This window comes from Rhodanobacter sp. G2-10 (assembly GCF_055809185.1).
Map to the genome: position 1 here is coordinate 2,969,321 of NZ_CM147900.1, position 24,383 is coordinate 2,993,703.

A 24,383-nucleotide genomic window follows, 5' to 3' on the forward strand; every position below is an offset into this window, starting at 1 on the left:
GTTCTCTTCCAGGTCAGGCCGCGCGGGTTTCATGGGTCCAGCGGAAGCTGGTCTTGAGTTTGCTCAAGGGATGCCGGAACGGCACCGCGCCGCGATGCTGCAACTGGCCGGCGACGATGCCGGGCGCCACACCCTGCCGCTCGGCAAAGGCCAGCACGGTAGCGATGCGGAAATCCCCGGCCTCCATGAGCTGCGCCAGAGCATCGGGCGCAACCAGTTGGCTTGCCGCGAACGCGTTGGCCTCCTGTTCCAGCGCATTCACGTCGTGTGCCTTCTCGAAATCGATGAACTGGCTGCGCTTGCCGTGCAGTAATACATGGCCGAGTTCGTGGAACAGGGTGAACCAGAGCTGGTCGTCGGTCTTGTAGCGCAGGCTCAGTTGCACCAGCACCTTGTCCTTGCTGAGCCAACGGGTGGCACCACAGACGCGGGCGCCATCCGGCGCCGGCACAAAGGCCAGCGCCACGCCGAACTCGCCGCAACGCTGCACCAATGGATCCACAAAGGTGACACCGGGCAGTCGGGACATCGCCTTCAGTTCCGGCAGCGCCGCGCGCAGGCCAGCGGCGTCAAACGGCCGGCAGCCCAGGCGCTCAGCCTCCCGCTCGCCCTGCGCCAGCCAGGCCAGCAGCGCCCACTCGTGCGACTGGAAGGCCTCCGCCTTGCGATAAGCCGCCTGCACGTTGCCCCACACGTCCGGCAGGTAGTCGAGCGAACCGACGCAGAAAAACGCGCGCAACGCACGCACCAGTTCCACGTCGCGCAGGCGCGCGGGAATCCAGCCGAGTTTGGCCAGGGCGCGATACGGCAGCTGATCCAGCCACGACAGTTCGGCCGTGAGGCCGGCATGCTCGGCCTCGCGCGCCAGGTGCTCGCGGTAGCGCGCCTCCAGCGCCAGCCAGACCCGCGCAGGCAGGCCAAATACCGCCTCCAGCTTGAGCGCGGTTTCTGGCGTCACCGGCTCGAGGCCCGCCAACAGCCGATTGACGTGCTTGGCTGAGAAGCCAATGCGCTGGGCCAACTCGGCCTGGGTCAGTCCGATGGCTTCGCGATGCTCGTCGAGCACGTCACCGGGAGAGACGGCATGATCGGGCAAGTAGGTGTTGCGACTATTCATGGGTGTCTGCGATTTCGAGGATGCGGATTCCATTGACACGGCTCCAATCCAGGCCGCCCTCATCACGCGCCGGCAACGGCTCGTGGTCGGGCGAGAAGATCAACCGGTAAGGGTGATCGAGGTCGATCGAGAGTTGCCCGGCACGATCGCCGGTCAACTCGTGGCAGCGCATGGGGCCGCGGTAGGGCGGCCCGATATCGGCTAGACAAGTGGCGGCGGCCAACACGGCGAGCCTGCCCTTCAGGAGCTTGGCACGGCGTTCGCCATGCCGACGCAGCAACAGGCGAGCATCATTGCATTCCTTCTCGAGCTTGCGATCAGCGAAGCAGATGTCCATCCATGGCGCCTTGTATATTACCTAACAGGTTAGTAAAACTTGTTCGCCATGTCCAGCGCCAGGGTGAACGAAGCCTAAGCCGGCCGGATGCCAGGGGCGCGCAAAGTTCTGCTTCCTCTTTCAAACGGGCTGACTCCCTCGGAAAGAGGGCTTTCAACGGTTCTGCCGCTACAATGGGCGGATGTCCCTGATCCAATTGCAACGCGTCGATTTCAGCATCGGCGGCCCCCTCCTGCTCGAACATGTCGATCTGTCGATCGAGGCGAACGAGCGCGTCTGCATCGTCGGTCGCAACGGCGAAGGCAAATCCACCCTGATGAAGCTGATCGCCGGCGAGCTGCAGGCCGACGACGGCGAGGTGCGCGTGCAGAATGGCGTCGTGGTGGCGCGCATGGCGCAGGAAGTGCCGCATGGCACCGAGGGCAGCGTGTTCGACGTGGTTGCCGAGGGCCTGGGCGATCTGGGCCGGCTGCTGGCGCGCTATCACCATCTGATCGCCGAGGGCGACTTCGACGCCCTGGGTGACGTGCAGCACCAGATCGAAGCGCAGCACGGCTGGGACCTGGATCGCCGCGTCAGCGATGTGATCACCCAGCTGGAGCTTCCCGGCGGTACCGACTTCGCCGCGCTGTCCGGCGGCATGAAGCGTCGCGTGCTGCTGGCCCAGGCGCTGGTCCGCAAGCCCGACGTGCTGCTGCTGGACGAGCCGACCAATCATCTCGACATCGAGGCGATCGACTGGCTGGAAACCTTCCTCAAGCAGTTCGCCGGCAGCATCCTGTTCGTCACCCATGACCGCAGCTTCCTGCGCGCGCTGGCCACGCGCATCGTGGAGATCGACCGCGGCGCGCTGACCGACTGGCCGGGCGACTACGACAACTACCTGCGCCGGCGCGAGGAACGACTGCACGCCGAGGCCCAGGCCAATGCACTGTTCGACAAGAAGCTGGCGCAGGAAGAGGTGTGGATCCGCCAGGGCATCAAGGCCCGGCGCACCCGCAACGAGGGCCGCGTGCGCGCGCTGAAGGCGCTGCGCGTGGAACGCGCCGAACGGCGCAACCTGGGCGGCAACGTCAAGATGACCGCAGCCAGCGCGCAGTCGTCGGGCAAGAAGGTGATCGATCTCAAGCACGTGCACCAGGCCCACGACGGCCGCGTGCTGATCGACGACCTCAGCACCACGGTTCTCCGCGGCGACCGCATCGGCATCATCGGCCCGAACGGCGCCGGCAAGAGCACCTTGCTGAAGATCATGCTGGGCGAACTGACCCCGCTGCGCGGCACGGCCGAGCTCGGCACCGGTATCCAGATCGCCTACTTCGACCAGCACCGGCTGCAGCTCAACGACCAGCTCAATGCGCTGGACAATGTGGCCGACGGTCGCGAGTTCATTGAACTCAACGGCCAGCGCAAGCACATCATCGGCTACCTGCAGGATTTCCTGTTCTCGCCCGAGCGCGCACGTGCGCCGATCACTCGCCTCTCCGGCGGCGAGCGCAACCGCCTGCTGCTGGCCAAGCTGTTCGCGCAGCCCTCCAACCTGCTGGTGATGGATGAGCCGACCAACGACCTCGACGTCGAGACGCTGGAGTTGCTGGAGGAACTGCTGACCGACTACCAGGGCACCTTGTTGCTGGTGTCGCATGACCGCGCCTTTCTCGACAACGTGGTCTCCAGCACGCTGGTGCTGGAGGGCGAAGGCCAAATCGGTGAGTACGTGGGCGGCTACAGCGACTGGCTGCGGCAGAAGCCCGCTACCCGCACCACCAACGGCACGGCCAAAGCGCCCGCCCCGGCGCCGGCTCCGGCGGCGCCTGCTGCTGCAAGGCGCAAGCTCAGCTTCAAGGAACAGCACGAGCTGGAACAGTTGCCCAGGCGCATCGAACAACTGGAAGCAGACATCGCCGCGCACACCGCAGCGATGACCGAACCCGCCTTCTTCCAGCAAGACAGTGCCGCGATCGTCGCGGCAAACGAGGCGCTGGTCGCGTTGCAGTCCGAGCTGGATGCGGCCTATGCGCGCTGGAGCGAACTCGACCAGGGATGAGGGCAGGAGTGAGGAGTGAGTGGAGAGGAGTGAGGAGTGAGTGGAGAGGAGTGAGTGGAGAGGAGTGAGGAGTGAGAGAAAGCAGTGCGCGCTGGGCGTCAGTTCTACTCTCACTTCTCACTTCTCACTTCTCACTCCTCACTCCTCACTCCTCACTCCTCACTCCTCACTCCTCTCTACTCACTCCTCTTCCCGCCCGCACGCCGGGCGTATCATTGGCACCCAGCCCCAGCGGATCACTGCCATGTACACGCTCTACTACGCCCCCGGTTCGGCCAACCTCGTGGTTCATCTGGCCCTGCTGGAAATCGGTGCGCCGCACGCGCTGGAACGCATCGACATCGAAGCCGGCCAGCAGCGCAGCGCGGCGTACCTGGCAATCAATCCCAACGGCGTGGTGCCGACCCTGATCGTCGACGGCATGCCGCATGGCGAGGCCGCGGCGCTCACCATGCTGCTGGCCGAACGGCACCCGGACGCAGCCTTGGCGCCCGTCCCTGGCAGCGCACAACGTGGCGATTACCTGCAGTGGATGTTCTACCTGGCCAACTCGCTGCAGCCGCTGTTCCGTCAATGGTTCTACCCGGGCGACCATCTGCCCGCCGCGGCGGACGCCATCAAGGATGCCGCGCGAGTGGGCATCGAGAAATGCTGGTCGCATATCGACGCCCATCTCGCAGCGCATGGCCCGCACATGCTGGGCGAGCAGTTCAGCGTGGTCGATCTGTACGCGTTGATGCTGCTGCGCTGGTCGCGCAACATGCCGCGTCCGGCGACCGCATGGCCGCAGTTGGCCGCGCTGGCCACGCGATTGAAGGCACGCCCCTCCTGGACACAAGCCTGCGAGAGCGAGGGATTGATCGAGTGGGCTTGAGCGCATGAGCAAGGCACCCGGCGCCGACGCCTGGGCCGTCTACCTGATCGAGTGCGCCGACGGCCGCGTCTACACCGGCATCGCACGCGACCCCGAGCAGCGCTATGCGAAACATCTCGCCGGCAAGGGCGCGCGCTTCACCCGTTCCAACCCCCCGCAACGCCTGCTGGGCTATGTCTGGGTCGCCGATCACGGCGCCGCGCTGCGGCTGGAGATCGCCTGGAAGAAGCTGCCGCGCCCCGAACGCATCGCTGCGCTGAAGGCAGACCGCGCATTGTAGAAGCGCACAGAAATACGTCACGTCTTGTTACGTGTGCCGCGCGGACGTCGCACGCCGTTCGCGCACTTCGGCGCGCTCTCGCAGAAAACCGGGAGCCGCAATGGAACGCTGAAGCGGATCTCCCACGAAAGGCTCCTGGCTCCAGTGCCGAGCTTCACTCAATGACAAACCGTGCGGCTTCACCGCCATGCACCGCGTTGGTCACCAGCCGCCTGTCGAAGGTAGCCAGACGCCCCCCGTGCTTTACCGCCAGCGCCAGCAAGTAGCTGTCCGTGACCTGGCCGGTAGTCAGCAGCCGCTCCGCATCGACGGCCGCCGCATCGAGCAGGCTGACATCGTCAGACCAGAAATGATGATCCGGCCTCGCGCAGAACTCGGTCAGCACCGGCACCGCCTCCCCCGGCGAGGCCAGCGGATTGCTGTAGCGCGGGTGACTGACGATGCGCAGAAAGCCGTTCTGGGTCAGCGCGCAACTGGCCCACGCCGTGACCGAGTCTGCAAACCAGGCATGGGCGCGAGGATGCTGGGCATGAGTGGGATCGAGCAAGGCAATCAGCACGTTCACATCGAGCAGGTATACCGAATCTCTGGACGGCCATTCGCCGCGCTTGTCGCCGACGCCGCGCCGCACCTTGGCCGGGCTCACGGCAACTCGTCGCGCAGGCGATTGACCAGTTCCAGTGTCGCCGGCCGCGCGCCTTCGCGCACCGGCAGCAGCCTGATTCCATTGCGCATCACCGGTGCCGCCGCTGCGGGCTGCAAGGCACGACGGGCCAACGCCGAGACTACTTCACCCAGCGTCTTGCCCTGCTGCTGCGCGAGCGCACGCGCAGCGGCCAGCACATCTTCATCGAGCTTGAGGGTGGTGCGCATAGTGACCTTGCTCCATCGTGATGACGGGCAACATCAAGCATCACGCATCACGCATCGCACGTCAAGAGCCGTTTTTGGCATGGGGCCGCTGCAACCCCGGCGACGGCGGCCACGGCCAGGCGCAGTCGACAGCGCTTGCGGATATTGAGAGCGAGGTTGGCCATGTCCATGCGGAAGATGCGGCAACCTGCGCGCCAGGCGACACCGCCTGAAAAGGCGCGGAAACTCGGGCACTTGCGTACCTCCTGCACAAACGCGAGCGTATCCGCTGTCCGTTTCCGAACAAACCCATCCGGCAACGGACAGCGCTGCGCTCAGCCGGTGTTCTGCAGCCCCTGGGCCACGCCGTTGACGCAGGCGACCAGGGCCTGCAACAGATCATCGTCGTTGCCATCGCTGGCACGCCAGCGTTGCAGCAGGTCGACCTGGAGCAGGCTCATCGGATCGACATAGGGATTGCGCAGCCGAATCGAGGCGGCAAGGCGGGGGGCATCCTGCAACAGGCTGCGATGGCCTTTGAGTTGCAGCAACTCGCGCCGGGTACGCTCGAACTCGTTGCGGATCAGACCGAACATTTCGTCATGCAGCGGACCCGAGAGCCGCGAGAATGCCTCGGCGATATCGAGGTCGCACTTGGCCAGCACCATTTCCACGTCGTCCAGCATGTTGCTGAAGAACGGCCAGTCGTTGGCCATCTCGGCCATCGCCGCTTCGCCGAATTCGCGAACGCCCTGCTCCAGCGCGCTGCCGAGACCGTACCAGCCGGGCAGGATCGAGCGGCATTGAGTCCAGGCGAACACCCACGGGATCGCACGCAAGTCCTGCACGCCGCGCATGCTGCGCCGGCTGGCCGGACGCGAGCCCAGGGTCATCCGCTCGATCACGTCGATCGGGGTGGCGCTGCGGAAGTAATCGACAAAATGCGGATGGTCGACGAAGGCGCGATAGGTGGCACGACTGCTCGCCGACAATGCGTCCATCTGCGCACGCCAGCGCTCCTCGCGCGGATCGTCCTCACGCGGTCGCAGCGAGGCGCGCAACACCGCGCTGACCGTCTGTTCCAGATTGCGCAGCGCCAGCGCGCGGATACCGTACTTGCGATGGATCACTTCGCCCTGCTCGGTGACCCGCAGCACACCAGCGACCGAACCACGCGGCGAGGACATCAGCGCCGGCGCAATGCGTGCGCCGCCACGACTGGCCGAACCGCCGCGGCCGTGGAAGAACGCCAACTGGATCCCCGATCGCCGCGCGACCTCAAGCAGCTCGACCTGGGCACGCTGCAATCCCCAGCGCGAGGCCAGCGTGCCGCCGTCCTTGCCACTGTCCGAGTAACCCAGCATCACCCACTGCTGGTCGCCGCGCGCCGCAAGGTGTCGGCGATAGACTGGATCATCCAGCAGCGCCTGCAACGTGGCCGGGGCGTTCTTCAAGTCGTCGACGGTCTCGAACAGCGGCGCGATGTTCAGCGGCACGTGGTCGTCGTGCACCAGTCCGCCGTAGCGCGCCAGCGCCAGCACGGCCAGCACGTCGGCCGCGCTGCGCGCCATGCTGATGATGTACAAGCCGACCGCCTCGCTGCCGTAGCGGCGGCGCGTGTCGCCAATGGTGGCGAACACGTCGTACAACGACATCGCCACATCAGCATGACTGATCGCAAAGCGCGCCTTGCCGCTCGCATAATCGCGCAATCGCAGCGTGCGCTGATCAGCGGAGCGGCCAACCCAATCCTCGTCGCCGAGCAGGGCCGACAATGCATCGTCATGCACGCGCGAATCCTGGCGTACGTCGAGCCTGGCCAGATGCAGACCGAACGTGCTGACGCGGCGCATGACGCGCTGCACCGCATACGTGCCGGCGTGCAGGCCACGATGCGCCATCAGACTCTCGGCAATCAGCTTCAGGTCGGCCAATAGGTCGGCCGAAGAGTCATAGCCTTCGGTTTGATCGTCATCCAGGCTGGCCTCCAGGCGAGCGCCGATCAGGGTCAGCAGGCAGCGGTAGGGCATGTCGGCGTGGCGCGGACGAATTTTTTCGGCGGCCCGTGGGAAGCGTTCGCGATAGTCGGCCAGCCGCTGCTGCAGCGCCGGCGACACCGCGACGCGGCTGTCGGTCTGGCTGAGCAGGCGTGCCAGGGCGGTGACGTCGGCCAGGTAATGTTCGATGACTTGCGCGCGTTGGGTGGCCAGGCTGGCCGCAATGGTGTCCGCACCGACGTTCGGGTTGCCGTCCATGTCTCCGCCCACCCAGGTGGCGAAGCCAAGCAGGCGCGGCAAGTCGACCGCCACGCCATAGACCGTCTGCAGCGCTTCGGCCAACGACTGGTACAGCGCCGGCACGACGCGATAGATCGGATTGGCCAGGTAGAAACCGACATGATGGTGTTCATCCTGCACGGTTGGCCGTATCGGCGAGGCCTCGGCGGTCTGCCAGCCGGCAGACAGCGCCATGTAGATGCGCTCGTCGTCGGCCTGGCGTTCCTGCGGCGTGCGTTCGTGGTCGAAGCCGTCGACCAGGGAGCGCACGATCGCCTGCTCCTTTTCCAGCAGTGAGCGGCGCACGGCTTCGGTCGGGTGCGCGGTGAACACCGGCTCGATCCACACGCGATCCAGCCAGCCCAGCAATTCGTCGGCGCCGACGCCTTGCGCCTTCAGTTGCTCCAAGGTATCGAGCAGGGACTCCGGTTGCACCTGGTCACTTTCGCGCTCGTAGTCGCGCCGACGGCGGATGCGATGCACCCGCTCGGCCGTGTTGACCGCCTGGAAATAGGTGGCGAATGCCCGCGCCAGCGCCTCGGCGTCGCTGGCATCGAGGCCAGCCAGCGACCCGGCCAGGTCCTCCACCGAGTCCCCTTCGCTGCGGCGCCGGATCGCGGCGATGCGTACCTGCTCGACCCGCTCGAAAAATGCTTCGCCGCCTTGCTCGGCCAGCATCCGGCCGACCATCGCACCAAGCCGGCCCACGTTTTCACGCAGGGGGGCGTCGCGCGGCAACAGCTCGGGTTCGCGGGATTCTTGCATGCGTGGACTCCGGTGCGGGATGAACCCCCAGCGTACAGAATCGGCGCGCTGGAGGCATCTGTTCCCGTCTGCCGCTACAATAGGAGGCTTGTACTGCCCGTCGAGGGGCGCTGCGACCGTTCACGACACGGATCTCTCCGTCGTTGGTAAACCGGCCAGGCTCGACGCGGCACGTCTCACAACGGCGCCCGGTTGTTTGTACGCGAGTCCCGTCGCGAAGAAAGACCGGCCATCCATGACCGGACTCTTCACGAAAGCCTCGCACTAACCGGAGATCCCCGATGAACGTTGCACTGAAAGAAAGCACCCACGACTACAAGATTCGCGACATTTCGCTCGCCGACTTCGGCCGCAAGGAACTGGACATCGCCGAGCACGAGATGCCGGGCCTGATGTCGATCCGCCGCAAATACGCGCCCGACGCCCCGCTCAAGGGCGTGCGCGTGACCGGCTCGCTGCACATGACGATCCAGACCGCGGTGTTGATCGAGACGCTGAAGGACATCGGCGCTGACGTGCGCTGGGCTTCGTGCAACATCTTCAGCACACAGGATCACGCCGCCGCCGCAATTGCCGCCACCGGCACGCCGGTGTTCGCCTGGAAGGGCGAGACGCTGGAGGAATACTGGGACTGCACGCTCGAAGCGCTGTCGTTCCCCGACGGCAAGGGCGGCTTTCTCGGTCCGCAGATGGTGGTGGATGACGGCGGCGACGTGACGCTGCTGATCCACAAGGGCTACGAGCTCGAGAACGGCAGCAAGTGGGTCGAGGAGAAGGCTACCTCGCATGAGGAGCAGGTGATCAAGAACCTGCTCAAGCGCGTGCACACCGAGCGCCCGGGTTTCTGGCACACCGTGGTCAAGGACTGGAAGGGCGTCTCCGAGGAGACCACGACCGGCGTGCATCGCCTGTACCAGCTGGCCGAAGCCAAGTCGCTGCTGGTGCCTGCCATCAACGTCAACGATTCGGTGACCAAGAGCAAGTTCGACAACCTGTATGGCTGCCGCGAGTCGCTGGCTGACGGCCTCAAGCGCGCGATGGACGTGATGCTGGCCGGCAAGGTGGCCGTGGTCTGCGGCTACGGCGATGTGGGCAAGGGCTGCGCCCATTCGCTGCGCGCCTATGGTTCGCGCGTGGTGGTCACCGAGATCGACCCGATCAACGCGCTGCAGGCCGCGATGGAAGGCTTCGAGGTCAACACCGTCGAGTCCACCCTGGGTCGTGGCGACATCTACGTCACCACCACCGGCAACAAGGACGTGCTCACGCTGGAGCATCTGAAGGGCATGAAGGACCAGGCCATCGTCTGCAACATCGGCCACTTCGACAACGAGATCCAGGTCGACGCGCTGAACGCGATGGCCGGCGTGGAGAAGATCAACATCAAGCCGCAGGTGGACAAGTACGTCTTCCCCGACGGTCACGCGATGTTCCTGCTGGCCGAAGGCCGCCTGGTCAACCTCGGCTGCGCCACCGGCCACCCGAGCTTCGTGATGTCCAACTCGTTCGCCAACCAGACCCTGGCGCAGATCGAGCTGTGGGCAAACAGGGACAAGTACGAAAACAAGGTCTACATCCTGCCCAAGAAGCTCGACGAGGAAGTGGCCCGCCTGCACCTGGAGAAGATCGGCGTGAAGCTGACCACGCTCAGCCCCGAGCAGGCCAAATACCTCGGCGTGCCGGTGGAAGGACCGTACAAGCCGGATCACTACCGCTATTGATCGAGGCCGGTATTCGGGATTGGGGATTCGGAAATCAACATCCGCTTCCCGAAACTGGACGGGGCGCAGCGATGCGCCCCGTTTTCATGTGCACGGTCGAAGCTGCATCGGCAATCCATGAATTCCTGGACTCCGCGCCTTTGACGATTTGCGATTCCCGACTCCCGACTCCCGATTCCCGGCCCAAGCTCTATCGCTCTATCGCGACATAAAGATATACTCGCCCGTACCGCCTGCCGGACACTGCTGCGATGCCCGCGATCAGTTTCGAGTTTTTCCCGCCCAAGACCGACGAACAACGCGCACAGCTGGACCGTGCCGCACGGGCGCTGAAGGCGCACCAGCCGGAGTACGCCTCGGTCACGTTCGGCGCCGGCGGCTCCACCCTCAGCTATACCGGCGACACCGTCGCCCGGCTGCACGCGGAGCACGGCCTCAACGTGGCGCCGCACCTGTCGTGCATGGGCGGCACCCGGGCCGAGCTGGCCGCGCTGCTGGACGACTACCGCGCGGCGGGTTATCAGCGCCTGGTGGCGCTGCGCGGCGACATGCCCTCGGGCATGGCCACGGCAGGTGACTTCCGCTACGCCGCCGAGCTGGTCAGCTTCATTCGCGAGCACTGCGGCGACCATTTCCGCATCGAGGTGGCGGCCTACCCGGAAACGCATCCGCAGGCCGATGACGCGCTGCGCGACCTCAGGCATTTCAAGGCCAAGATCGACGCCGGCGCCAACGGGGCGATCACCCAGTATTTCTTCAATCCGGACGCCTATTTCCGCTTCGTCGACGACGTGCGCAAGCTGGGCGTCGACGTGCCGATCGTGCCGGGCATCATGCCGATCTCCAACTACAGCCAGCTCAAGCGCTTCTCCGAGATGTGCGGCGCCGAGATCCCGCGCTGGATCGCCAAGCGCATGCAGGCCCACGGCGACGACACCGACTCGGTACGCGCGCTCGGCGCCGAGGTGGTGGCTCAACTGTGCAGGCGGCTGCTCGAAGGCGGCGCGCCGGGACTCCACTTCTATACGTTGAATCGTGCCCGCGCCACGCAAGCGGTACTGCAACAACTTTCCTGACCCGCGACGGCTATGCTGGCGGTATGCCGCGCCAGATCATCCCGTCGTGTCTCGTCCTGCTGGGGCTTGCCCTGCTCGGGTGGTGCGTGCCGGCGCAAGCACAGTCGGAGATCCACCGCTGCATCGGCGCTCATGGCGGACCCGTATTCACCGACCGGCCCTGCGCCGCGCTGCAGGCCACGCCGGTCCGTCCCCCCGACAGTGCGGCCAGTGCCTCAGCGAATACCGCCCCGCCTCCGGTCCTGTGTGCGGCCAACGTGGATGAGCTGCGCCAGAGCGTGATCGACGCCTTTGCCCGGCGCGACATGGTCCGGATGGCCGGCCTGATCCTGTGGGACGGATACGGCCGCGGCGCGGCGATCGCCGACATCCGCTCCCTCGCCAGCTTGATGAAGCAGCCGCTCTTGGACATCGATACGCCCCAACCACCGCCGCCGTCCGCATCGACGGACACGGATGACTTTTTTTCGCCGGCCATCAGCACAGTGGTACCGCGTCCGGCGGATCAACTGGTACTGCACACCGCGGGAGACGGCACGGGTGGCACGGCATCGGAGTGGCGCTTCGACATCGTGCGGCAGGCCGGTTGCCTGTGGCTGCGCAACGCAAATTGAGCGCTCGGAGCAGGCTCCGCGCTATCATGGGCAGTCCGCATGGGAGAACCGAGATGGCGCAGCAATACCCCGATTGGATCTGGCAGAACGGCAGCATCAAGCCCTGGGCAGAAGCCACCACGCATGTCATGTCGCATGCACTGCACTACGGTTCCTCGGTGTTCGAAGGCATCCGCAGCTACGCCACGCCCGATGGCGCGGCGATCTTCCGCCTCACCGACCATCTGAACCGGCTGTACCAGTCGGCCAAGATCTACGACATGACGCTGCCCTATTCCGCCGACGAGCTGGCTGGCGCATGCCGTGAAGTGATCGGAAAGAACGGCCTCGGCGCCGCGTACCTGCGCCCGGTCGCCTACCGCGGACTGGGCGGCTTCGGGCTATCCGCGGAAACTCCGATCGACGTGGCCGTGGCCGCGTGGCCGATGGGCCCCTACCTCGGGCCGGAGGCCTTGAAGAACGGTATCGACGCCTGCGTGTCGAGCTGGCAGCGCTTCGCGCCGAACACCATCCCGGCAGGCGCCAAGGCCGGCGGCAACTATCTCTCCGGCCAGCTGATCGCACGCGAGGCACGGCGGCTTGGCTTCGGCGAAGGTATCGCACTGGCCTCGACCGGCCTGCTCAGCGAAGGCGCGGGCGAGAACCTGTTCCTGGTCTTTGACGGCGTGTTGCACACCACCCCGGCCAGCGCCTCGATTCTCGCCGGGATCACCCGCGACACCTTGAAGACACTGGCTCGCGAGGACGGCATCGAAGTGGTCGAGCGCGACATCCCGCGCGAATACCTGTACCTCGCCGACGAACTGCTGATGTGCGGCACCGCCGCCGAAATCACCCCGATCCGCTCGGTCGACGGCAAGCCGGTCGGCGCCGGCAAGGCCGGACGCGTCACCTTGCGCTTGCAGGAGCTGTTCTTCGGCCTGTTCGACGGCCGTACCCACGACAAGTGGGGGTGGCTGGAACAGGTGTGAGGATGGCGAAGAGCAGGCGGGCAGAGCCCGCCCTACGACGCCGCAACCGTAGGGCGGGCTCTGCCCGCCAGCCGTTGATGTGACGAAAAACCCGCCGATTGGCGGGTTTTTCGTCACATCAGGTTGCGTCCGTGGAACAACTCCTCGATCTCGCGCCGCAGCAGCGATTCGATGCGCTGGCGCTCCTTGAACGACAGGTCGTCGGCGTGCGACTCGAACAGGTAGGTGTCCAGGTCGAAGTCCTTGATGTGCATCTTGGTGTGGAACATGTTCTCCTGGTACACGTTGACGTCGAACATCTCGTACTTCTGCCGGATGTGCCGCGCCAGGTAGTCCTGCACCGAGTTGATCTTGTGGTCGATGAAGTGCTTCTTGCCTTTCACGTCGCGGGTGAAGCCACGCACGCGGTAGTCGCACACCACGATGTCCGACTCGAAGCTGTCGATCAGGTAGTTCAGCGCCTTCAGCGGCGAGATCACGCCGCAGGTGGCCACGTCGATGTCCGCGCGGAAGGTCGCGATGCCGTTGTGCGGATGCGTCTCCGGATAGGTGTGGACGGTGATGTGGCTCTTGTCCATGTGCGCCACCACGGCACCGGAAATGGTGTCGCGGCCGAGCTTCTCCAGCACCGGCTCCTCGGAGATCAGGATCGTCACCGACGCACCTTGCGGATCGTAGTCCTGGCGCGCGATGTTGAGGATGTTGGCGCCGATGATCTCCGCCACGTCGGTGAGGATCTGGGTCAGGCGGTCGGCATCGTACTGCTCATCGATGTATTCGATGTAGCGCTGACGCTGTTCTTCGGACACCGCATAGCAGATGTCGTAGATGTTGAAGCTCAACGCCTTGGTGAGGTTGTTGAAACCCTGCAGACGCAAACGGGGCAGTGGTTTGACCACGGGCGGCTCTCCATGACCGGACTTCGGTCAGCTGTAGAGGCGGGTTAGCGACAAGGGTCCCCGCGATTGGAATGGAGTACAGGCAGAGCCTGCACGACCCTTGCGAACGGCGTGCGACAAGGTCATCGCTACCGAAAGACCGCGAAGTATGAGGCAAACGCACGGAAAATTGAACCTGCGGCTAACCCAAAGGTTTGCCATAATGCCCAGCAAGATGAGGTGATTGCCGTCACGCTTGGCGCGATTGCGGCCATCGCCGATCCACCGAAGCCGCCTCCAGGAGTCGTCATGGCCCCACACCTCAAATACCAGCTGCAACAGGCCTTCGAGCGTTCGCAGGCCCCGCTTGGCTTCGCCCCCGACCCCGCCTCGATGGAGCGATTCCTGGGCCAATGCCACCGCCGTCGCTATCCCGGCAAAACGGCGATCATCCGTCCCGGCGACCCGGCCAACACCCTGTATTACGTGATCGAAGGTTCGCTGGCGGTCTGCACCGAAGACGAACAGGGGCGCGAACTGATCCTCGCCTACATCAGCCGCGGCCAGTTCATCGGTGAAATGGGGCTGTTCGTGGAGCAGGCCCAGCGTGAATCGATGGTGCGCACGCGGACTCCGTGCGAAATGGCCGAAGTCAGCTACGAGCGGCTGTTCCAGTTGATGGAAGGTCCGCTGCGCGAGGAATGTCCGAAGATACTTTTTTCCATCGGTGCCCAACTCACCAACCGTCTGCTGCGCACCTCGCGCCAGGTCAGCCGCATGGCGTTCATGGATGTCACCAACCGCATTTCGCGCACCCTGCTCGACCTGTGCCAGGAGCCGGATGCGATGACCCACCCCGATGGCACCCAGATCCGCATCTCGCGCCAGGAAGTCAGCCGCATCGTCGGTTGCTCGCGCGAGATGGTCGGCCGCGTACTCAAGCAGCTCGAAGAACAGCGGATGATCGACGTTTCGGGCAAGACTATCGTGATACTTGGTACCCGCTGACGGTTGGCTGCGGTGGCGCAGCTTGTGCGCGATGTTCTTTTCGCGGTGTTCGGTGTTCGGTGTTCGGTGTTCGGTGTTCGGTGTTCGGTGTTCGGAAGAGCATTGCGCACGGGGTGCGCTCCTGCCATTCGGGAACGTCGGCAGCGCCGCTAGAACCATTCCACCCGGCGGACGGTCCGGCCCAGCGCCTTCTCGACCTTCTTGCAAAGCGTCGGCGTGCCGTTGACCAGCACCGCTTCGACGGCTGACTTGAGCATCGCCACGTCATGCATCGAGTCGCCATAGGCGACTTGCCACGCTGCCACGCCGTGTTCGGTCAACGAGCGGACCTTGTGTCGACCCACGTTGTGCCGGCGCATCCGCATGCCGACCCAGCCGGGTCGCAATTGCGAGGCGAGGATCTCCAGGCCGGACAGCCCCAGCTCATGCAGGATCGAGCTGACCAGCGTGTCCTCGCAACCGGTCACCACGATCACCCGGTCACCGTTCACCTGATGCTGACGCAGCTGATTCAGCCCATCGCGGCTGAACTGGCGTGGCCGCCGCGCAAGGGCGGCGCCGAAGGCGCTCGCAGCCAGTCGATAGCGTCGCTCGCCCATGCCGAGCAGCGCCACACGCACCAACAAGTACGCAGGCAGACGCCGCGAAAACGGCAGCATCGGCAACAGTAGCGGAGTGCTCAGCAGCGCCAGCCCCTTGCGCCACAGTGAACGGGCGTAGCAATCACGCACGAACAGGTAGAACGCGTCGCCGCGCAACAGCACGCCGTCGAAATCGAACAGCACCACCCGCGGCGAGGCAGCCTCGAGCATCGGCGGCGTGGCCGTGGCGACTTCTTCGGGCGCGCTCACGCGGTGGCGAACAATCGTCGCAGTTCGCTGCCCGGGTCCTCGGCGCGCATGAACGCCTCACCGACCAGGAATGCTTGGATACCGCCCTCGCGCAGGCGTGCCACGTCTTCCGGCGTGCGGATGCCCGACTCGGCGACCAGCACGCGGTCGTACTCGATCAGGTCCTGCAGCGCAAGCGAGGTCTCCAGCGCCGTCTCGAAGTTGCGCAGATTGCGGTTGTTGACGCCGATCAGCGGCACCGGCAGCGCAAGCGCACGCTCCATCTCCTCCTCGTCGTGCACTTCGCACAACACATCCATGTCGAGCTCGGCCGCCAGCAGGGCCAGCGGCAGCAGCTCGTCATCGTCGAGGGCGGATACGATCAGCAGGATCGCGTCGGCGCCGATTGCACGCGCCTCGTGCACCTGATACGGATCGACGATGAAATCCTTGCGCAACAGCGGCAGTGAACACGCCCTGCGCGCCTGCTGCAGAAAGGCTTCGCTGCCCTGGAAGAAGTCGCTGTCGGTAAGCACGGACAAGCAGGCCGCGCCACCGGCCTCGTAGCTCTTCGCGATCGCGGCGGGGTCAAACTGGGCGCGAATCACTCCCTTGCTCGGGCTGGCCTTCTTCACCTCGGCGATCACTGCCGGCAGGCCGGCGTCGATCTTTGCCTCGATGGCCGCCGCGAAGCCGCGGGTATCAGGCTGCTCGGCGATGCGCGCCGTCAACTCGACCAGCGGGACCCGGGTGCGGCGCTCGGCAACTTCTTCCGCCTTGCGGGCAAGAATGCGATTGAGGATGTCGGTCATGGCATCTCGCTCGATGGGGTATGGAACCATCCTAATGCGCGATGACGCGCGGTGTAACCTGCCTGCCACGAACTGCACGGGTGACGCACCTACTTTGCTCCAGCCAATCGGCGGGTAACCGCCACGAAGGCTTCCATTTTGGCATGGGCCGCGCCGCCCGCGATGGTGGCACGCGCCAGCTCGATGCCGGTGCCGATGCCGTCCACCAGGTCGGCCGCGTACAAGGCCGCACCCGCGTTCAGGCAGACGATGTCATGCGCCACACCGGCGTGGCCCTGCAGCGCATCCAGCAACATCGCCCGCGATTCCTCGGCGTTCTCCACCCGCAGGTTGCGGCTGGATGCCATCGCCAGGCCAAAATCCTCCGGCTCCACTTCGTACTCGCGCACCACGCCATCGCGCAGCTCGCCGACCAGGGTGGCCGCGCCGAGCGAGATCTCGTCCATGCCGTCGCGACCCCACACCACCAGCGCATTGCGCGCACCGAGCGCCTGCAGCACGCGGATCTGGATGCCGACCAGGTCCGGATGGAACACGCCCATCAGGATATTCGGCGCCCCGGCCGGGTTGGTCAGCGGCCCCAGGATATTGAACAAGGTGCGCACGCCCATCTCGCGGCGTACCGGCGCCACCACCTTCATCGCCGGATGATGGTTCGGCGCGAACATGAAACCGATGCCGGTCTCGGCCATGCACTGGGCCACCTGCGCCGCATTCAGGTCGATCGAGGCGCCGAGCGACTCAAGTACGTCCGCGCTGCCGGATTTCGACGACACGCTGCGCCCGCCATGCTTGGCCACGCGTGCCCCGGCGGCTGCGGCCACGAACATCGAGGCGGTGGAAATATTGAAACTCGATGCCCCGTCACCGCCGGTACCGACGATGTCGAGCAGATGGGTGTCGTCACCGCTCACCGGCACCTTGGCCGACAGCTCGCGCATCACCCGCGCCGCACCGGTGATTTCGCCGACGGTCTCCTTCTTCACGCGCAGGCCGGTGATGATCGCCGCCGTCATCAGCGGGCTCACCTCGCCGCGCATGATCTGGCGCATCAGCGCGATCATCTCGTCGTGGAAGATCTCCCGATGTTCGATCGTGCGCTGCAGCGCCTCCTGCGGCGTGATCGAGACCGAACGCCCCGGCCTGGCCGCCCCCTCGACCTTCATGCGGCCAACCGCAACGGCAACCCGAGGAAGTTGCGCAACATGTCGTGGCCATGCCGGGTCAGGATCGACTCCGGATGGAACTGCACCCCTTCGATCGCCAGGGTCTTGTGGCGCAGGCCCATGATCTCGTCCATCGTGCCGTCGGGATTCTCGGTCCAGGCAGTGATCTCGAGGCACGCGGGCAGTGACGACTGCTCCACCACCAGCGAGTGGTAGCGCGTGGCCTCGAAGGGTTCGGGCAAACCGGCAAACACGCCCTGCCCGCGATGACGCACCGGCGAGGTCTTGCCGTGCATGATCTGCTTGGCGCGGATCACCTTGCCACCGAACACCTGGCCGATCGCCTGATGGCCCAGGCACACGCCGAACACCGGAATCTCCCCGCCCAGTTCGCGCAACACGTCCAGCGATACGCCCGAATCATCCGGCGTACCCGGCCCCGGCGAGATCATGATGTGCGAAGGCGCCAACTCACGGATCCCGGCCACATCCAGCGCATCGTTGCGCACCACCTCGACCTGCTGCCCCAGCTCGCCCAGATACTGCACGAGGTTGTAGGTGAAGCTGTCGTAGTTGTCGATCATCAAGAGCATCAGGTACTCACCCGGTAGTTTGTGTGACGTGTATTCGTGCATCCGCTGCCAAGGATACCCGCGAAAGCATCCGACACCTTCGGGCAGGCGCCTGGCGAAATACATTTTGACGGGTAATTCGGAGATTGTCGCGACCGCTGCGGGCCGGGCCCGGCCCGACAACCGGGTTTCAAGGGAGCAGAGACGGGCGGGAAGAATGCGCTGATCTTCGTCATGTCGCGATCAATTCGGCGCTGACGCGGGGAATCCACTGGGCAATCGGCTGTGCGGCAGCACGGTGTCAAAGCCGGGCGGCGTGCCTCAAGGCATGCCTTGATGTTGCGAATGCAGGATTTGCGGCTGCATGCCGGAACGCCAGCCGATGGCCGATCGTGCGCGCGACCGGCAGCTCACTTCTTCTGGAGGATGGCGCGACCGCGGAGAGGCCGAATAGCCTGTCGCCAGCACACCGTGCCGCCAGCCGCTTCATGCGCCCGGCTGACGACGGCACACGCACTCAAAGCAGTGTTGTCGGGTGTCGTGCCGGATGTATCAGCCTTGGCCGGCGTCACGGCGGCGAACATGGCCGACAGCACCAGAAACAGGCTGAACAACAAGGCGTCCTTGCGTTGCGGATTGAGCTGCATGGGAACTCCCGGTCAGGCGGAAGACATCGCTTCACGACAGCGACGCGGCACGTCACCGCCGCAGGCTCGCTGGCGCATCGCTGATCGGTATGCACCGTGTGGATGCCCGGCCATGGCGCACGCGACGCTGGTCGATCTCATGACGGCCGTCGCCAGAACCGGTAGATCAGCGCGCCGGCAATCAGCGCCACTGCCGCCGCGACCAGGTTGGCGACGCCGGCGCTGGCCAGCAGCCCGAGCGAGAGCAGCGTCGCGGCGACCGGGATTGCCGGGCCGCCAGCCAGGCGCATGGCGCCCTGGCGCTGGCCATGGCGCTTGCGCAGTACCAGCACCGCCACCGCGGTGGCGAGATACCCGAACAGTCGCGCCACCACCGAGAGCAGGGCCAGCTGCACGAACGATCCGGACAACGCCAGGATCACCGACAGCACGCCAACGGTGACGATGGCCACTGCCGGTGTGCGGAAGCGCGGATGGATGCGCGTGAGTGACGCGGGACCGAAGCCATCGTCGGCCAGCGCCAGCAGGTAGCGCGGACCGAACATGATGGTATTGCTGTTGGTGCCCAGAATCGAGATCGCCGCGCCGACGGTCAACACCAGCGCCAGCCACATGCCGCCGAAGCGGGCGGAAGCATCGGCCAGTGGCGTGCTGGAGGCAGCCAATCCGGGCAAGGTACCCAAGGCCACCCACTGCACGGCGACGTAGGTGGCGGTGACGAGGATGATCATGGTCAGCATCGCGAACGGCACGTCGCGCTGCGGGTTGCGGTATTCGGCAGCCGCCGCCGGCATGTTCTCGAAACCGGCGTAGGCGAACAGCAGCAGCAAGGCGCCCTTGGCCAGATCCTCCATCGGGATGGAACCGACTGCCAGCGGCGAGGCCTGGCTCAGATCGACGAAGAACGCACCGATGATGACGAACATCGCCAGCGGCAGGAATTTGGCGATCGCCAGCGCCACGCCGGTGCGCGCCGCAGCGCGCACGCCGATCACGTTGATTCCGGTAAGCGCCACCAGCGAACCGACCACGATCAACAAGCGCCCGCCGCCGCCAGCCGCAGCCGGCCAGAAGTGCGTGACCGCATCGGCCAGGCCGTTGCTCAGCGCCGCTGCGCTGGATACGCGGGTCAGCAGCAGCATCCAGCCCACTTCGAATCCGGCGAAGCGCCCGAACGCCTCGCGCGCGTACAGATAGCTGCCACCAGCCTGGTCGAAATAGCTGGCGGCCTGCGCGTAGCACAGCACCAGCAGACTCACCGCCACGCCAGCCAGCAGCACGGCCCACAGACTCGCTGGTCCCAGCAGCGCAGCGGCCGCCGCGGGCAACAGATAGATGCCGCTGCCGATGACGTCGTTGACCGACAACCCGACCAGCTGCCAGCGTCCGACCGCGCGCAGCATGGGCGGCTGGCCGGTTCGTGTTCCTTGCAGCGCTGCAGTCTCGGCGAGTGAAGATGATGTCGGCGGCTGGTTCAAAGGCAATTCCGAATGCGTGGACCGGGTCAGGTACCGGCTGGCGTCAAGGCGGCAGCATGGCCGCGGCCAGCACGCCGGTCGCTGCAGCAGGAGCTGGTCAGCAAGAGAGTGACACGTCGTCGTCCGGCAAACCGGAATCCCGGCGGCTGGCCGGGATCCGGGCTAGGGCCAGGCGGGTGGGAATCACCAGCGATAGGCAACTTTTCCGTAGACATACGCACCCTGGGCACCAAACGGCGAGCTGCTCGGATAGGGGAATATCCCGTGGAAGTTGCTGCCGTCGGGCGCCTTCTGCGGATAGGTGTTGAAGACGTTGTCGGAGCCCAGGGTGAAAGTCCAACGATCGCGGTAGTAGTTCGCCGCCACATTGAAGAGCCACTTGGCCGGGTAGATGTCGTCGTTGAGATAGCTGGTCGAACTGTAATCGGTGACGCCGCCGTAGCGCACGGCGGTGCCGGTGAAACCCCAGTTGCCGGTCTTCCAGGTGTTGGTCCAGATGAATTTCGAGCGCGGCATCTGGTCGGCGAGCAAGCCCTTCTCCTGGCTGCGCGTGATGCGCTTGAATCCGACGTCGCCCAGCGCGTTGAGTACCTCCGGGTTGGGCAGGACCTTGGTCACCTTGTTCTTGTGGTACGACCAGTTGACCGTGGTCTGGAATGAGCCGCCGTTGTCGAATTCCTTGAGATAGTTCGTGACCACGCCAATGCCCTTGATGCGCATTTCCGCCGCATTGGTGAAGTAGGCAAGGGCGACGTATTCCGAATTGACCACGCCGTTGGCGGCCAGATAGTCCTTGACCGAATCCGTCACCAGCGACATCGAGCTCGACATCAGGATGCGATTTTTCAGCTGGATATCGTACAGATCCACCGTCGTGGTGAAGTTGCGCGACGGGTTCCATACGGCACCAATCGTGTAGCTGCGGGTGGTCTCGGGTTTCAGCGGTTCGCTGCCCAGCAGCAAGGCCGTCTTGTTGTCCACCGGCACCAGGCCACGCAGGTAGATGCCCTCGGGCAGGCCGAGCGAATTGCCAGCGGGATACGACACGGACGTGGTCACCGATGCATGCTGTTGTCCCAGGCCCGGCGCACGGAAGCCGGTGGAGACCGTGCCGCGCAAGGCGAACCCGCGGTCGAAATCGAATCGACCGGACAGCGCGTAGGAAAGATTGGTGCCGAAGTCCGAATAGTTCTCGTGGCGTACCGCGAGCGACGTGCTCAGCTTGTCGGTGATGTTGCCTTCCAGTTGCGCATACTCGGCAACCGAGTGCCGCGTGCTGTTGCTCGCGTCCTCGGGACCCCAGCCGGCAAAACCCTGCGCACCGCCCGTCACGCCCGACGTGCCCACGTAGTACGAGGCGAGGTCACCCGCCACGATCTTGTAGCCCTGGTGCAGGTACTGCGCGCCAAAGCCCAGGTGCCAGTAGTCGCTGAGCGACTTGCCCATCGAAAAGTCGACCGTGGTTTGCGACGCGGTCAGCGTACCGTCGTGGATGTTTGTGGGGGTGTAACCAAAGTCATTCCAGAACGCGAAGTTGACCGTGTTGAAGGTGCCGTAGGAAACGCGATTGGCGCCCCAGGCGGCACTGGCATCCCAGCTCCAGCCGCCTTCCGTCTCGCCGCGCAATCCGGTCACGAAGGACTTGTCGCGCGACACACCGTGTTCCACCGGATTGAAGCCGTCGCCATCCGGGAACAGGTACTGCATCAGATCGTTCTTCGGTTCCGGCGCATTCGTGCCGTAGCGATAGAACGCCATCGGCTCGGCCATCAGCCTGCCGTAGTGCCCGTAGCCGTACAGATGCACCCTGGGCGAGAAATCGTAGCCCCAGTTGAGGAAGGTGTTGTAGTTGTTGGAGTTGGGAATGCCGACCTGGTATTTCCTTCCCAGCTCGGTAAAGCCGGGCCGGTTGTCCAGCCCCGCGCGATTGGTGGGGTCCTGCTTGCCGACCTGCGCGGAAAGGCGCATCCATCCGTTCTGGCCCAGCGCAAATCCGAGGTTGCTCTGCAGTCGCGTACTCGCGCCGTCACCGGCAGAGTACTTGCCGTAGTCGCCCTGCACGTCACCGCCGCTCGCGCCCTTTTTCAGGATGATGTTGATCACGCCGGCAAGCGCATCCGAACCGTACTGGGCCGAGGCGCCGTCGCGCAGCACCTCGATGTGGTCGATGGCGCCGACCGGGATCGTGTTGATGTTGACGCCTTGCGAACCCTGGCCGACCTGCCCGAGCGTCAGCATCAGCGCACTCGAGTGCCAGCGCTTGCCGTCGACCAGGATCAGCACCTGGTCGCTGTTGAGGCCGCGCATCTGGAATGGGCGCACGAAGGCGAACGTGTCGGACATCGACGCCAGCGGAAAATTCAGCGACGGCACGGCGCGATCAAGCGCATTGCCCAGATCGACGGCGCCGGAATCGTTCAGGACCTGACTGGGAATCACGTCGATCGGCACCAGCGAGCTGGCTTGCGTGCGATCGCTGGTCCGCGTACCGGTCACGATCACCTGGGACAGGTTGGCGGCCTGCTGCTTCTGTTGCGCCTTGCCCGTCTGCTGCGCGCTCGGCGATGCTGCGTCGGTGCCCTGGGCCGGCTGAGTTTCCTGCGCGGCGACGGCTCCGGCCAATACCAGCAGCACCGATGCCGACAGCAGGTTGGGAATGATGCGGCTGAGACGCTCGTTCATGAAAAACTCCCCAAGGTTAGGATTGCAACAAAACCGCCTGGCCCCCGGCGATTGCTTGCTGACGCAGTGGAACGAGGAATCCGCGCGGGCGCTCCCGGAACAGGCTCCTGCCGTCACCGCCCCCCCGCACCAGCAACACGTTCGTGACGTCCCGTGAACAGACGCGTTTCGACTGGACACGAATCCGCGCGCTGCAAGTTCGAGTCGAGCATAGTCACAAGCCAGCGCCGGCCACCAATGAAAAGACCGGCACCTGGCATAACCGATGGTTGTAGACGCCGTGGCGCAGACGCCCGTGCGCGACGCGGCGAATTGGGCGGTATCAGCCCGGCGCCAGCATCTGCAGCGCCAATTGGCGCACCAGGTCGATGAAGTGCTTCTGCACGGGATTCAGCTGGCTGTCGAGCCGGTACACCGCGTACAGCACCACGTCGATCTCCAGCATCAACGGACGCGTCTGCACGATGTGCTCGTTGCCCTGCGTCGCGGTGAACGGATCCACCAGGGCCAGGCCTGCGCCTTGCGCGACGAGAGCACAGGCCAGCTGATAGGTCTGTACCCACACCGAGATCTGCGGCGCGGGATCGACATGCATCAGGTGGCTTTGCAGCATGTTGCCCAGCGCATCCTGCACCGCAATGCCGATCATCGGCTCGTTGGCCAGCGCGGTGACGGGCAACGGCTGCGCCAGCTCGGCGCTGGTCCAGCGGCCGGGTGGCGCGATGACCATGACACGCCCCTGGCATAGCGGCTCCTGACGCAATTCGGGATGGCTGGCATCCTGCAGCGTGAGCCCGATGTCGGTCTCGCGCAGCGTCAACGACTCGCACATCTCCGCCGAGTGCCGAGTGGAGAGTTCAGCGGTGGCGGCGGGGTACGCCTTGCGCAACAGCGTGGTTGCATCCGGCACCAGCGCCTGGGCCAGGGTTGGCGTGCAGGTCACCCGCAGCGGTGAGCTTTCGGGGCGACCGAAGTTGGTGGTGAGACGCTGCAGGTCGTGCAGGTCCCGGATGATTTTCTCCACGCGCGGACGCAGCAGCAACGCCTGCTCGGTCGGATGCAGGCGTCCACGCACGCGGTTGAACAGGGTGAAACCCAGTTGATTCTCGGCTTGCTGCAGCGCCTTGCTCGCCGCCGGCTGCGAAATGTTCAGCAGGTTTGCCGCGCCGGTCAGGCTGCCGGTAGTGAGCACGGCATGAAACAACTCAATGTAGCGAAGACGCATGTCGAGATTTCACCCCTTGGGTCGCAACGCGACTGCAGCCGAGTGCAGCACAGGACCTGCCCGGAGGCAACCGGTCGGCGTCGGCGCACCAGGTGGAATGCGCAGGCAGGCACTTGCCACAACCCGCAGTTATGCCAGGTGTCGGTCTTTTCATT

Annotated in this window: 23 protein-coding genes and 1 riboswitch; of the genes, 9 read left to right on the forward strand and 14 right to left on the reverse strand. The window is 65.1% G+C overall.

Going from position 1 to position 24,383, the window contains the following annotated elements:
• Window positions 1-13: 13 nt before the first annotated feature.
• Entirely contained in the window at window positions 14-1,117 is a 1,104-nt protein-coding gene (locus tag AC0L58_RS13465; RefSeq protein ID WP_473684219.1) for a HigA family addiction module antitoxin, read from the reverse strand.
• On the reverse strand, window positions 1,110-1,454 hold the full coding sequence (locus AC0L58_RS13470; RefSeq protein ID WP_473684221.1) for a type II toxin-antitoxin system RelE/ParE family toxin: 345 nt from the start codon (window positions 1,452-1,454) through the stop codon (window positions 1,110-1,112). The genes AC0L58_RS13465 and AC0L58_RS13470 overlap by 8 nt, the downstream gene beginning before the upstream one ends.
• Window positions 1,455-1,635: 181 nt before the next feature.
• Here AC0L58_RS13470 and AC0L58_RS13475 point away from each other — a divergent pair, with 181 nt between their 5' ends.
• The 3 genes from AC0L58_RS13475 to AC0L58_RS13485 all read left to right on the forward strand — a co-directional run bounded on the left by AC0L58_RS13475 (window position 1,636) and on the right by AC0L58_RS13485 (window position 4,655).
• A complete protein-coding gene (locus AC0L58_RS13475) occupies window positions 1,636-3,501 on the forward strand; it encodes an ATP-binding cassette domain-containing protein (RefSeq protein ID WP_473684223.1) in 1,866 nt (621 codons plus the stop codon).
• Between the two features lie 244 nt (window positions 3,502-3,745).
• The gene (locus AC0L58_RS13480; RefSeq protein WP_473684225.1) at window positions 3,746-4,375 is read left to right on the forward strand and encodes a glutathione S-transferase family protein; all 630 of its coding nucleotides are present in this window, start codon (window positions 3,746-3,748) and stop codon (window positions 4,373-4,375) included.
• 4 nt (window positions 4,376-4,379) lie between these two features.
• Complete coding sequence (locus AC0L58_RS13485) at window positions 4,380-4,655, forward strand: GIY-YIG nuclease family protein (protein ID WP_473684227.1); 276 nt, start codon at window positions 4,380-4,382, stop codon at window positions 4,653-4,655.
• A gap of 154 nt (window positions 4,656-4,809) precedes the next feature.
• On the opposite strand, the gene AC0L58_RS13490 is transcribed toward AC0L58_RS13485, so the two are convergent.
• Window positions 4,810-5,301, reverse strand: a complete 492-nt coding sequence (locus AC0L58_RS13490) for a TA system VapC family ribonuclease toxin (RefSeq protein WP_473684229.1) — start codon at window positions 5,299-5,301, stop codon at window positions 4,810-4,812.
• Complete coding sequence (locus AC0L58_RS13495; RefSeq protein WP_473684231.1) at window positions 5,298-5,528, reverse strand: hypothetical protein; 231 nt, start codon at window positions 5,526-5,528, stop codon at window positions 5,298-5,300. Before AC0L58_RS13495 ends, AC0L58_RS13490 begins: the two co-directional genes overlap by 4 nt.
• A gap of 20 nt (window positions 5,529-5,548) precedes the next feature.
• Here AC0L58_RS13495 and AC0L58_RS13500 point away from each other — a divergent pair, with 20 nt between their 5' ends.
• On the forward strand, window positions 5,549-5,740 hold the full coding sequence (locus AC0L58_RS13500) for a hypothetical protein (protein ID WP_473684233.1): 192 nt from the start codon (window positions 5,549-5,551) through the stop codon (window positions 5,738-5,740).
• Between the two features lie 102 nt (window positions 5,741-5,842).
• On the opposite strand, the gene ppc is transcribed toward AC0L58_RS13500, so the two are convergent.
• Window positions 5,843-8,548, reverse strand: a complete 2,706-nt coding sequence (gene ppc, locus AC0L58_RS13505; protein ID WP_473684235.1) for a phosphoenolpyruvate carboxylase — start codon at window positions 8,546-8,548, stop codon at window positions 5,843-5,845.
• A gap of 96 nt (window positions 8,549-8,644) precedes the next feature.
• Window positions 8,645-8,745: riboswitch (S-adenosyl-L-homocysteine riboswitch) on the forward strand.
• Window positions 8,746-8,829: 84 nt separating this feature from the next.
• On the opposite strand from ppc, the gene ahcY reads away from it, so the two are divergent.
• The 4 genes from ahcY to AC0L58_RS13525 all read left to right on the forward strand — a co-directional run bounded on the left by ahcY (window position 8,830) and on the right by AC0L58_RS13525 (window position 12,930).
• Window positions 8,830-10,269, forward strand: coding sequence for an adenosylhomocysteinase (gene ahcY / locus AC0L58_RS13510; RefSeq protein ID WP_473684237.1), 1,440 nt, complete (start codon window positions 8,830-8,832; stop codon window positions 10,267-10,269).
• Between the two features lie 251 nt (window positions 10,270-10,520).
• On the forward strand, window positions 10,521-11,345 hold the full coding sequence (gene metF, locus AC0L58_RS13515; protein ID WP_473684239.1) for a methylenetetrahydrofolate reductase [NAD(P)H]: 825 nt from the start codon (window positions 10,521-10,523) through the stop codon (window positions 11,343-11,345).
• Between the two features lie 23 nt (window positions 11,346-11,368).
• Complete coding sequence (locus AC0L58_RS13520; protein ID WP_473684241.1) at window positions 11,369-11,959, forward strand: DUF4124 domain-containing protein; 591 nt, start codon at window positions 11,369-11,371, stop codon at window positions 11,957-11,959.
• A 53-nt stretch (window positions 11,960-12,012) separates the two neighbouring features.
• Complete coding sequence (locus AC0L58_RS13525) at window positions 12,013-12,930, forward strand: branched-chain amino acid transaminase (protein WP_473684243.1); 918 nt, start codon at window positions 12,013-12,015, stop codon at window positions 12,928-12,930.
• A 113-nt stretch (window positions 12,931-13,043) separates the two neighbouring features.
• On the opposite strand, the gene speD is transcribed toward AC0L58_RS13525, so the two are convergent.
• Window positions 13,044-13,829 carry an adenosylmethionine decarboxylase gene (speD, locus tag AC0L58_RS13530; RefSeq protein ID WP_473684245.1) on the reverse strand — a complete coding sequence of 262 codons (786 nt, stop codon included), beginning with the start codon at window positions 13,827-13,829 and terminating at the stop codon, window positions 13,044-13,046.
• Between the two features lie 288 nt (window positions 13,830-14,117).
• On the opposite strand from speD, the gene crp reads away from it, so the two are divergent.
• The gene (crp, locus tag AC0L58_RS13535; protein WP_473684247.1) at window positions 14,118-14,816 is read left to right on the forward strand and encodes a cAMP-activated global transcriptional regulator CRP; all 699 of its coding nucleotides are present in this window, start codon (window positions 14,118-14,120) and stop codon (window positions 14,814-14,816) included.
• 149 nt (window positions 14,817-14,965) lie between these two features.
• Here the strand turns inward: crp and AC0L58_RS13540 are convergent, their stop codons facing one another.
• The 8 genes from AC0L58_RS13540 to AC0L58_RS13575 all read right to left on the reverse strand — a co-directional run bounded on the left by AC0L58_RS13540 (window position 14,966) and on the right by AC0L58_RS13575 (window position 24,228).
• Window positions 14,966-15,628 (reverse strand): HAD family hydrolase, encoded by a 663-nt coding sequence (locus AC0L58_RS13540; RefSeq protein ID WP_473688733.1) that lies wholly within the window; start codon window positions 15,626-15,628, stop codon window positions 14,966-14,968.
• Between the two features lie 35 nt (window positions 15,629-15,663).
• Window positions 15,664-16,458 (reverse strand): indole-3-glycerol phosphate synthase TrpC, encoded by a 795-nt coding sequence (gene trpC / locus AC0L58_RS13545; protein ID WP_473684249.1) that lies wholly within the window; start codon window positions 16,456-16,458, stop codon window positions 15,664-15,666.
• 89 nt (window positions 16,459-16,547) lie between these two features.
• Entirely contained in the window at window positions 16,548-17,624 is a 1,077-nt protein-coding gene (trpD, locus tag AC0L58_RS13550) for an anthranilate phosphoribosyltransferase (RefSeq protein WP_473684251.1), read from the reverse strand.
• Window positions 17,621-18,217 carry an anthranilate synthase component II gene (locus AC0L58_RS13555; RefSeq protein ID WP_473684253.1) on the reverse strand — a complete coding sequence of 199 codons (597 nt, stop codon included), beginning with the start codon at window positions 18,215-18,217 and terminating at the stop codon, window positions 17,621-17,623. The genes trpD and AC0L58_RS13555 overlap by 4 nt, the downstream gene beginning before the upstream one ends.
• 389 nt (window positions 18,218-18,606) lie before the next feature.
• Window positions 18,607-18,843: a hypothetical protein gene (locus tag AC0L58_RS13560; RefSeq protein WP_473684255.1), complete on the reverse strand. Its 237-nt coding sequence runs from the start codon at window positions 18,841-18,843 to the stop codon at window positions 18,607-18,609.
• A gap of 137 nt (window positions 18,844-18,980) precedes the next feature.
• The gene (locus AC0L58_RS13565) at window positions 18,981-20,246 is read right to left on the reverse strand and encodes an APC family permease (RefSeq protein WP_473684257.1); all 1,266 of its coding nucleotides are present in this window, start codon (window positions 20,244-20,246) and stop codon (window positions 18,981-18,983) included.
• Window positions 20,247-20,504: 258 nt separating this feature from the next.
• Window positions 20,505-23,003 (reverse strand): TonB-dependent receptor plug domain-containing protein, encoded by a 2,499-nt coding sequence (locus AC0L58_RS13570; protein ID WP_473684258.1) that lies wholly within the window; start codon window positions 23,001-23,003, stop codon window positions 20,505-20,507.
• Window positions 23,004-23,325: 322 nt separating this feature from the next.
• A complete protein-coding gene (locus tag AC0L58_RS13575) occupies window positions 23,326-24,228 on the reverse strand; it encodes a LysR family transcriptional regulator (protein ID WP_473684260.1) in 903 nt (300 codons plus the stop codon).
• Between the last annotated feature and the right edge of the window lie 155 nt (window positions 24,229-24,383).

Bases quoted from the DNA above. Each gene is read 5' to 3' on its own strand.
- AC0L58_RS13465 (WP_473684219.1), bottom strand. From the start codon at position 1,117: ATGAATAGTCGCAACACCTACTTGCCCGATCATGCCGTCTCTCCCGGT.
- AC0L58_RS13470 (WP_473684221.1), bottom strand. From the start codon at position 1,454: ATGGACATCTGCTTCGCTGATCGCAAGCTCGAGAAGGAATGCAATGAT.
- AC0L58_RS13475 (WP_473684223.1), top strand. From the start codon at position 1,636: ATGTCCCTGATCCAATTGCAACGCGTCGATTTCAGCATCGGCGGCCCC.
- AC0L58_RS13480 (WP_473684225.1), top strand. From the start codon at position 3,746: ATGTACACGCTCTACTACGCCCCCGGTTCGGCCAACCTCGTGGTTCAT.
- AC0L58_RS13485 (WP_473684227.1), top strand. From the start codon at position 4,380: ATGAGCAAGGCACCCGGCGCCGACGCCTGGGCCGTCTACCTGATCGAG.
- AC0L58_RS13495 (WP_473684231.1), bottom strand. From the start codon at position 5,528: ATGCGCACCACCCTCAAGCTCGATGAAGATGTGCTGGCCGCTGCGCGT.
- AC0L58_RS13500 (WP_473684233.1), top strand. From the start codon at position 5,549: ATGACGGGCAACATCAAGCATCACGCATCACGCATCGCACGTCAAGAG.
- ppc (WP_473684235.1), bottom strand. From the start codon at position 8,548: ATGCAAGAATCCCGCGAACCCGAGCTGTTGCCGCGCGACGCCCCCCTG.
- ahcY (WP_473684237.1), top strand. From the start codon at position 8,830: ATGAACGTTGCACTGAAAGAAAGCACCCACGACTACAAGATTCGCGAC.
- metF (WP_473684239.1), top strand. From the start codon at position 10,521: ATGCCCGCGATCAGTTTCGAGTTTTTCCCGCCCAAGACCGACGAACAA.
- AC0L58_RS13520 (WP_473684241.1), top strand. From the start codon at position 11,369: ATGCCGCGCCAGATCATCCCGTCGTGTCTCGTCCTGCTGGGGCTTGCC.
- AC0L58_RS13525 (WP_473684243.1), top strand. From the start codon at position 12,013: ATGGCGCAGCAATACCCCGATTGGATCTGGCAGAACGGCAGCATCAAG.
- crp (WP_473684247.1), top strand. From the start codon at position 14,118: ATGGCCCCACACCTCAAATACCAGCTGCAACAGGCCTTCGAGCGTTCG.
- AC0L58_RS13540 (WP_473688733.1), bottom strand. From the start codon at position 15,628: ATGCTCGAGGCTGCCTCGCCGCGGGTGGTGCTGTTCGATTTCGACGGC.
- trpC (WP_473684249.1), bottom strand. From the start codon at position 16,458: ATGACCGACATCCTCAATCGCATTCTTGCCCGCAAGGCGGAAGAAGTT.
- trpD (WP_473684251.1), bottom strand. From the start codon at position 17,624: ATGAAGGTCGAGGGGGCGGCCAGGCCGGGGCGTTCGGTCTCGATCACG.
- AC0L58_RS13555 (WP_473684253.1), bottom strand. From the start codon at position 18,217: ATGCTCTTGATGATCGACAACTACGACAGCTTCACCTACAACCTCGTG.
- AC0L58_RS13560 (WP_473684255.1), bottom strand. From the start codon at position 18,843: ATGCAGCTCAATCCGCAACGCAAGGACGCCTTGTTGTTCAGCCTGTTT.
- AC0L58_RS13565 (WP_473684257.1), bottom strand. From the start codon at position 20,246: ATGCTGCGCGCGGTCGGACGCTGGCAGCTGGTCGGGTTGTCGGTCAAC.
- AC0L58_RS13570 (WP_473684258.1), bottom strand. From the start codon at position 23,003: ATGAACGAGCGTCTCAGCCGCATCATTCCCAACCTGCTGTCGGCATCG.
- AC0L58_RS13575 (WP_473684260.1), bottom strand. From the start codon at position 24,228: ATGCGTCTTCGCTACATTGAGTTGTTTCATGCCGTGCTCACTACCGGC.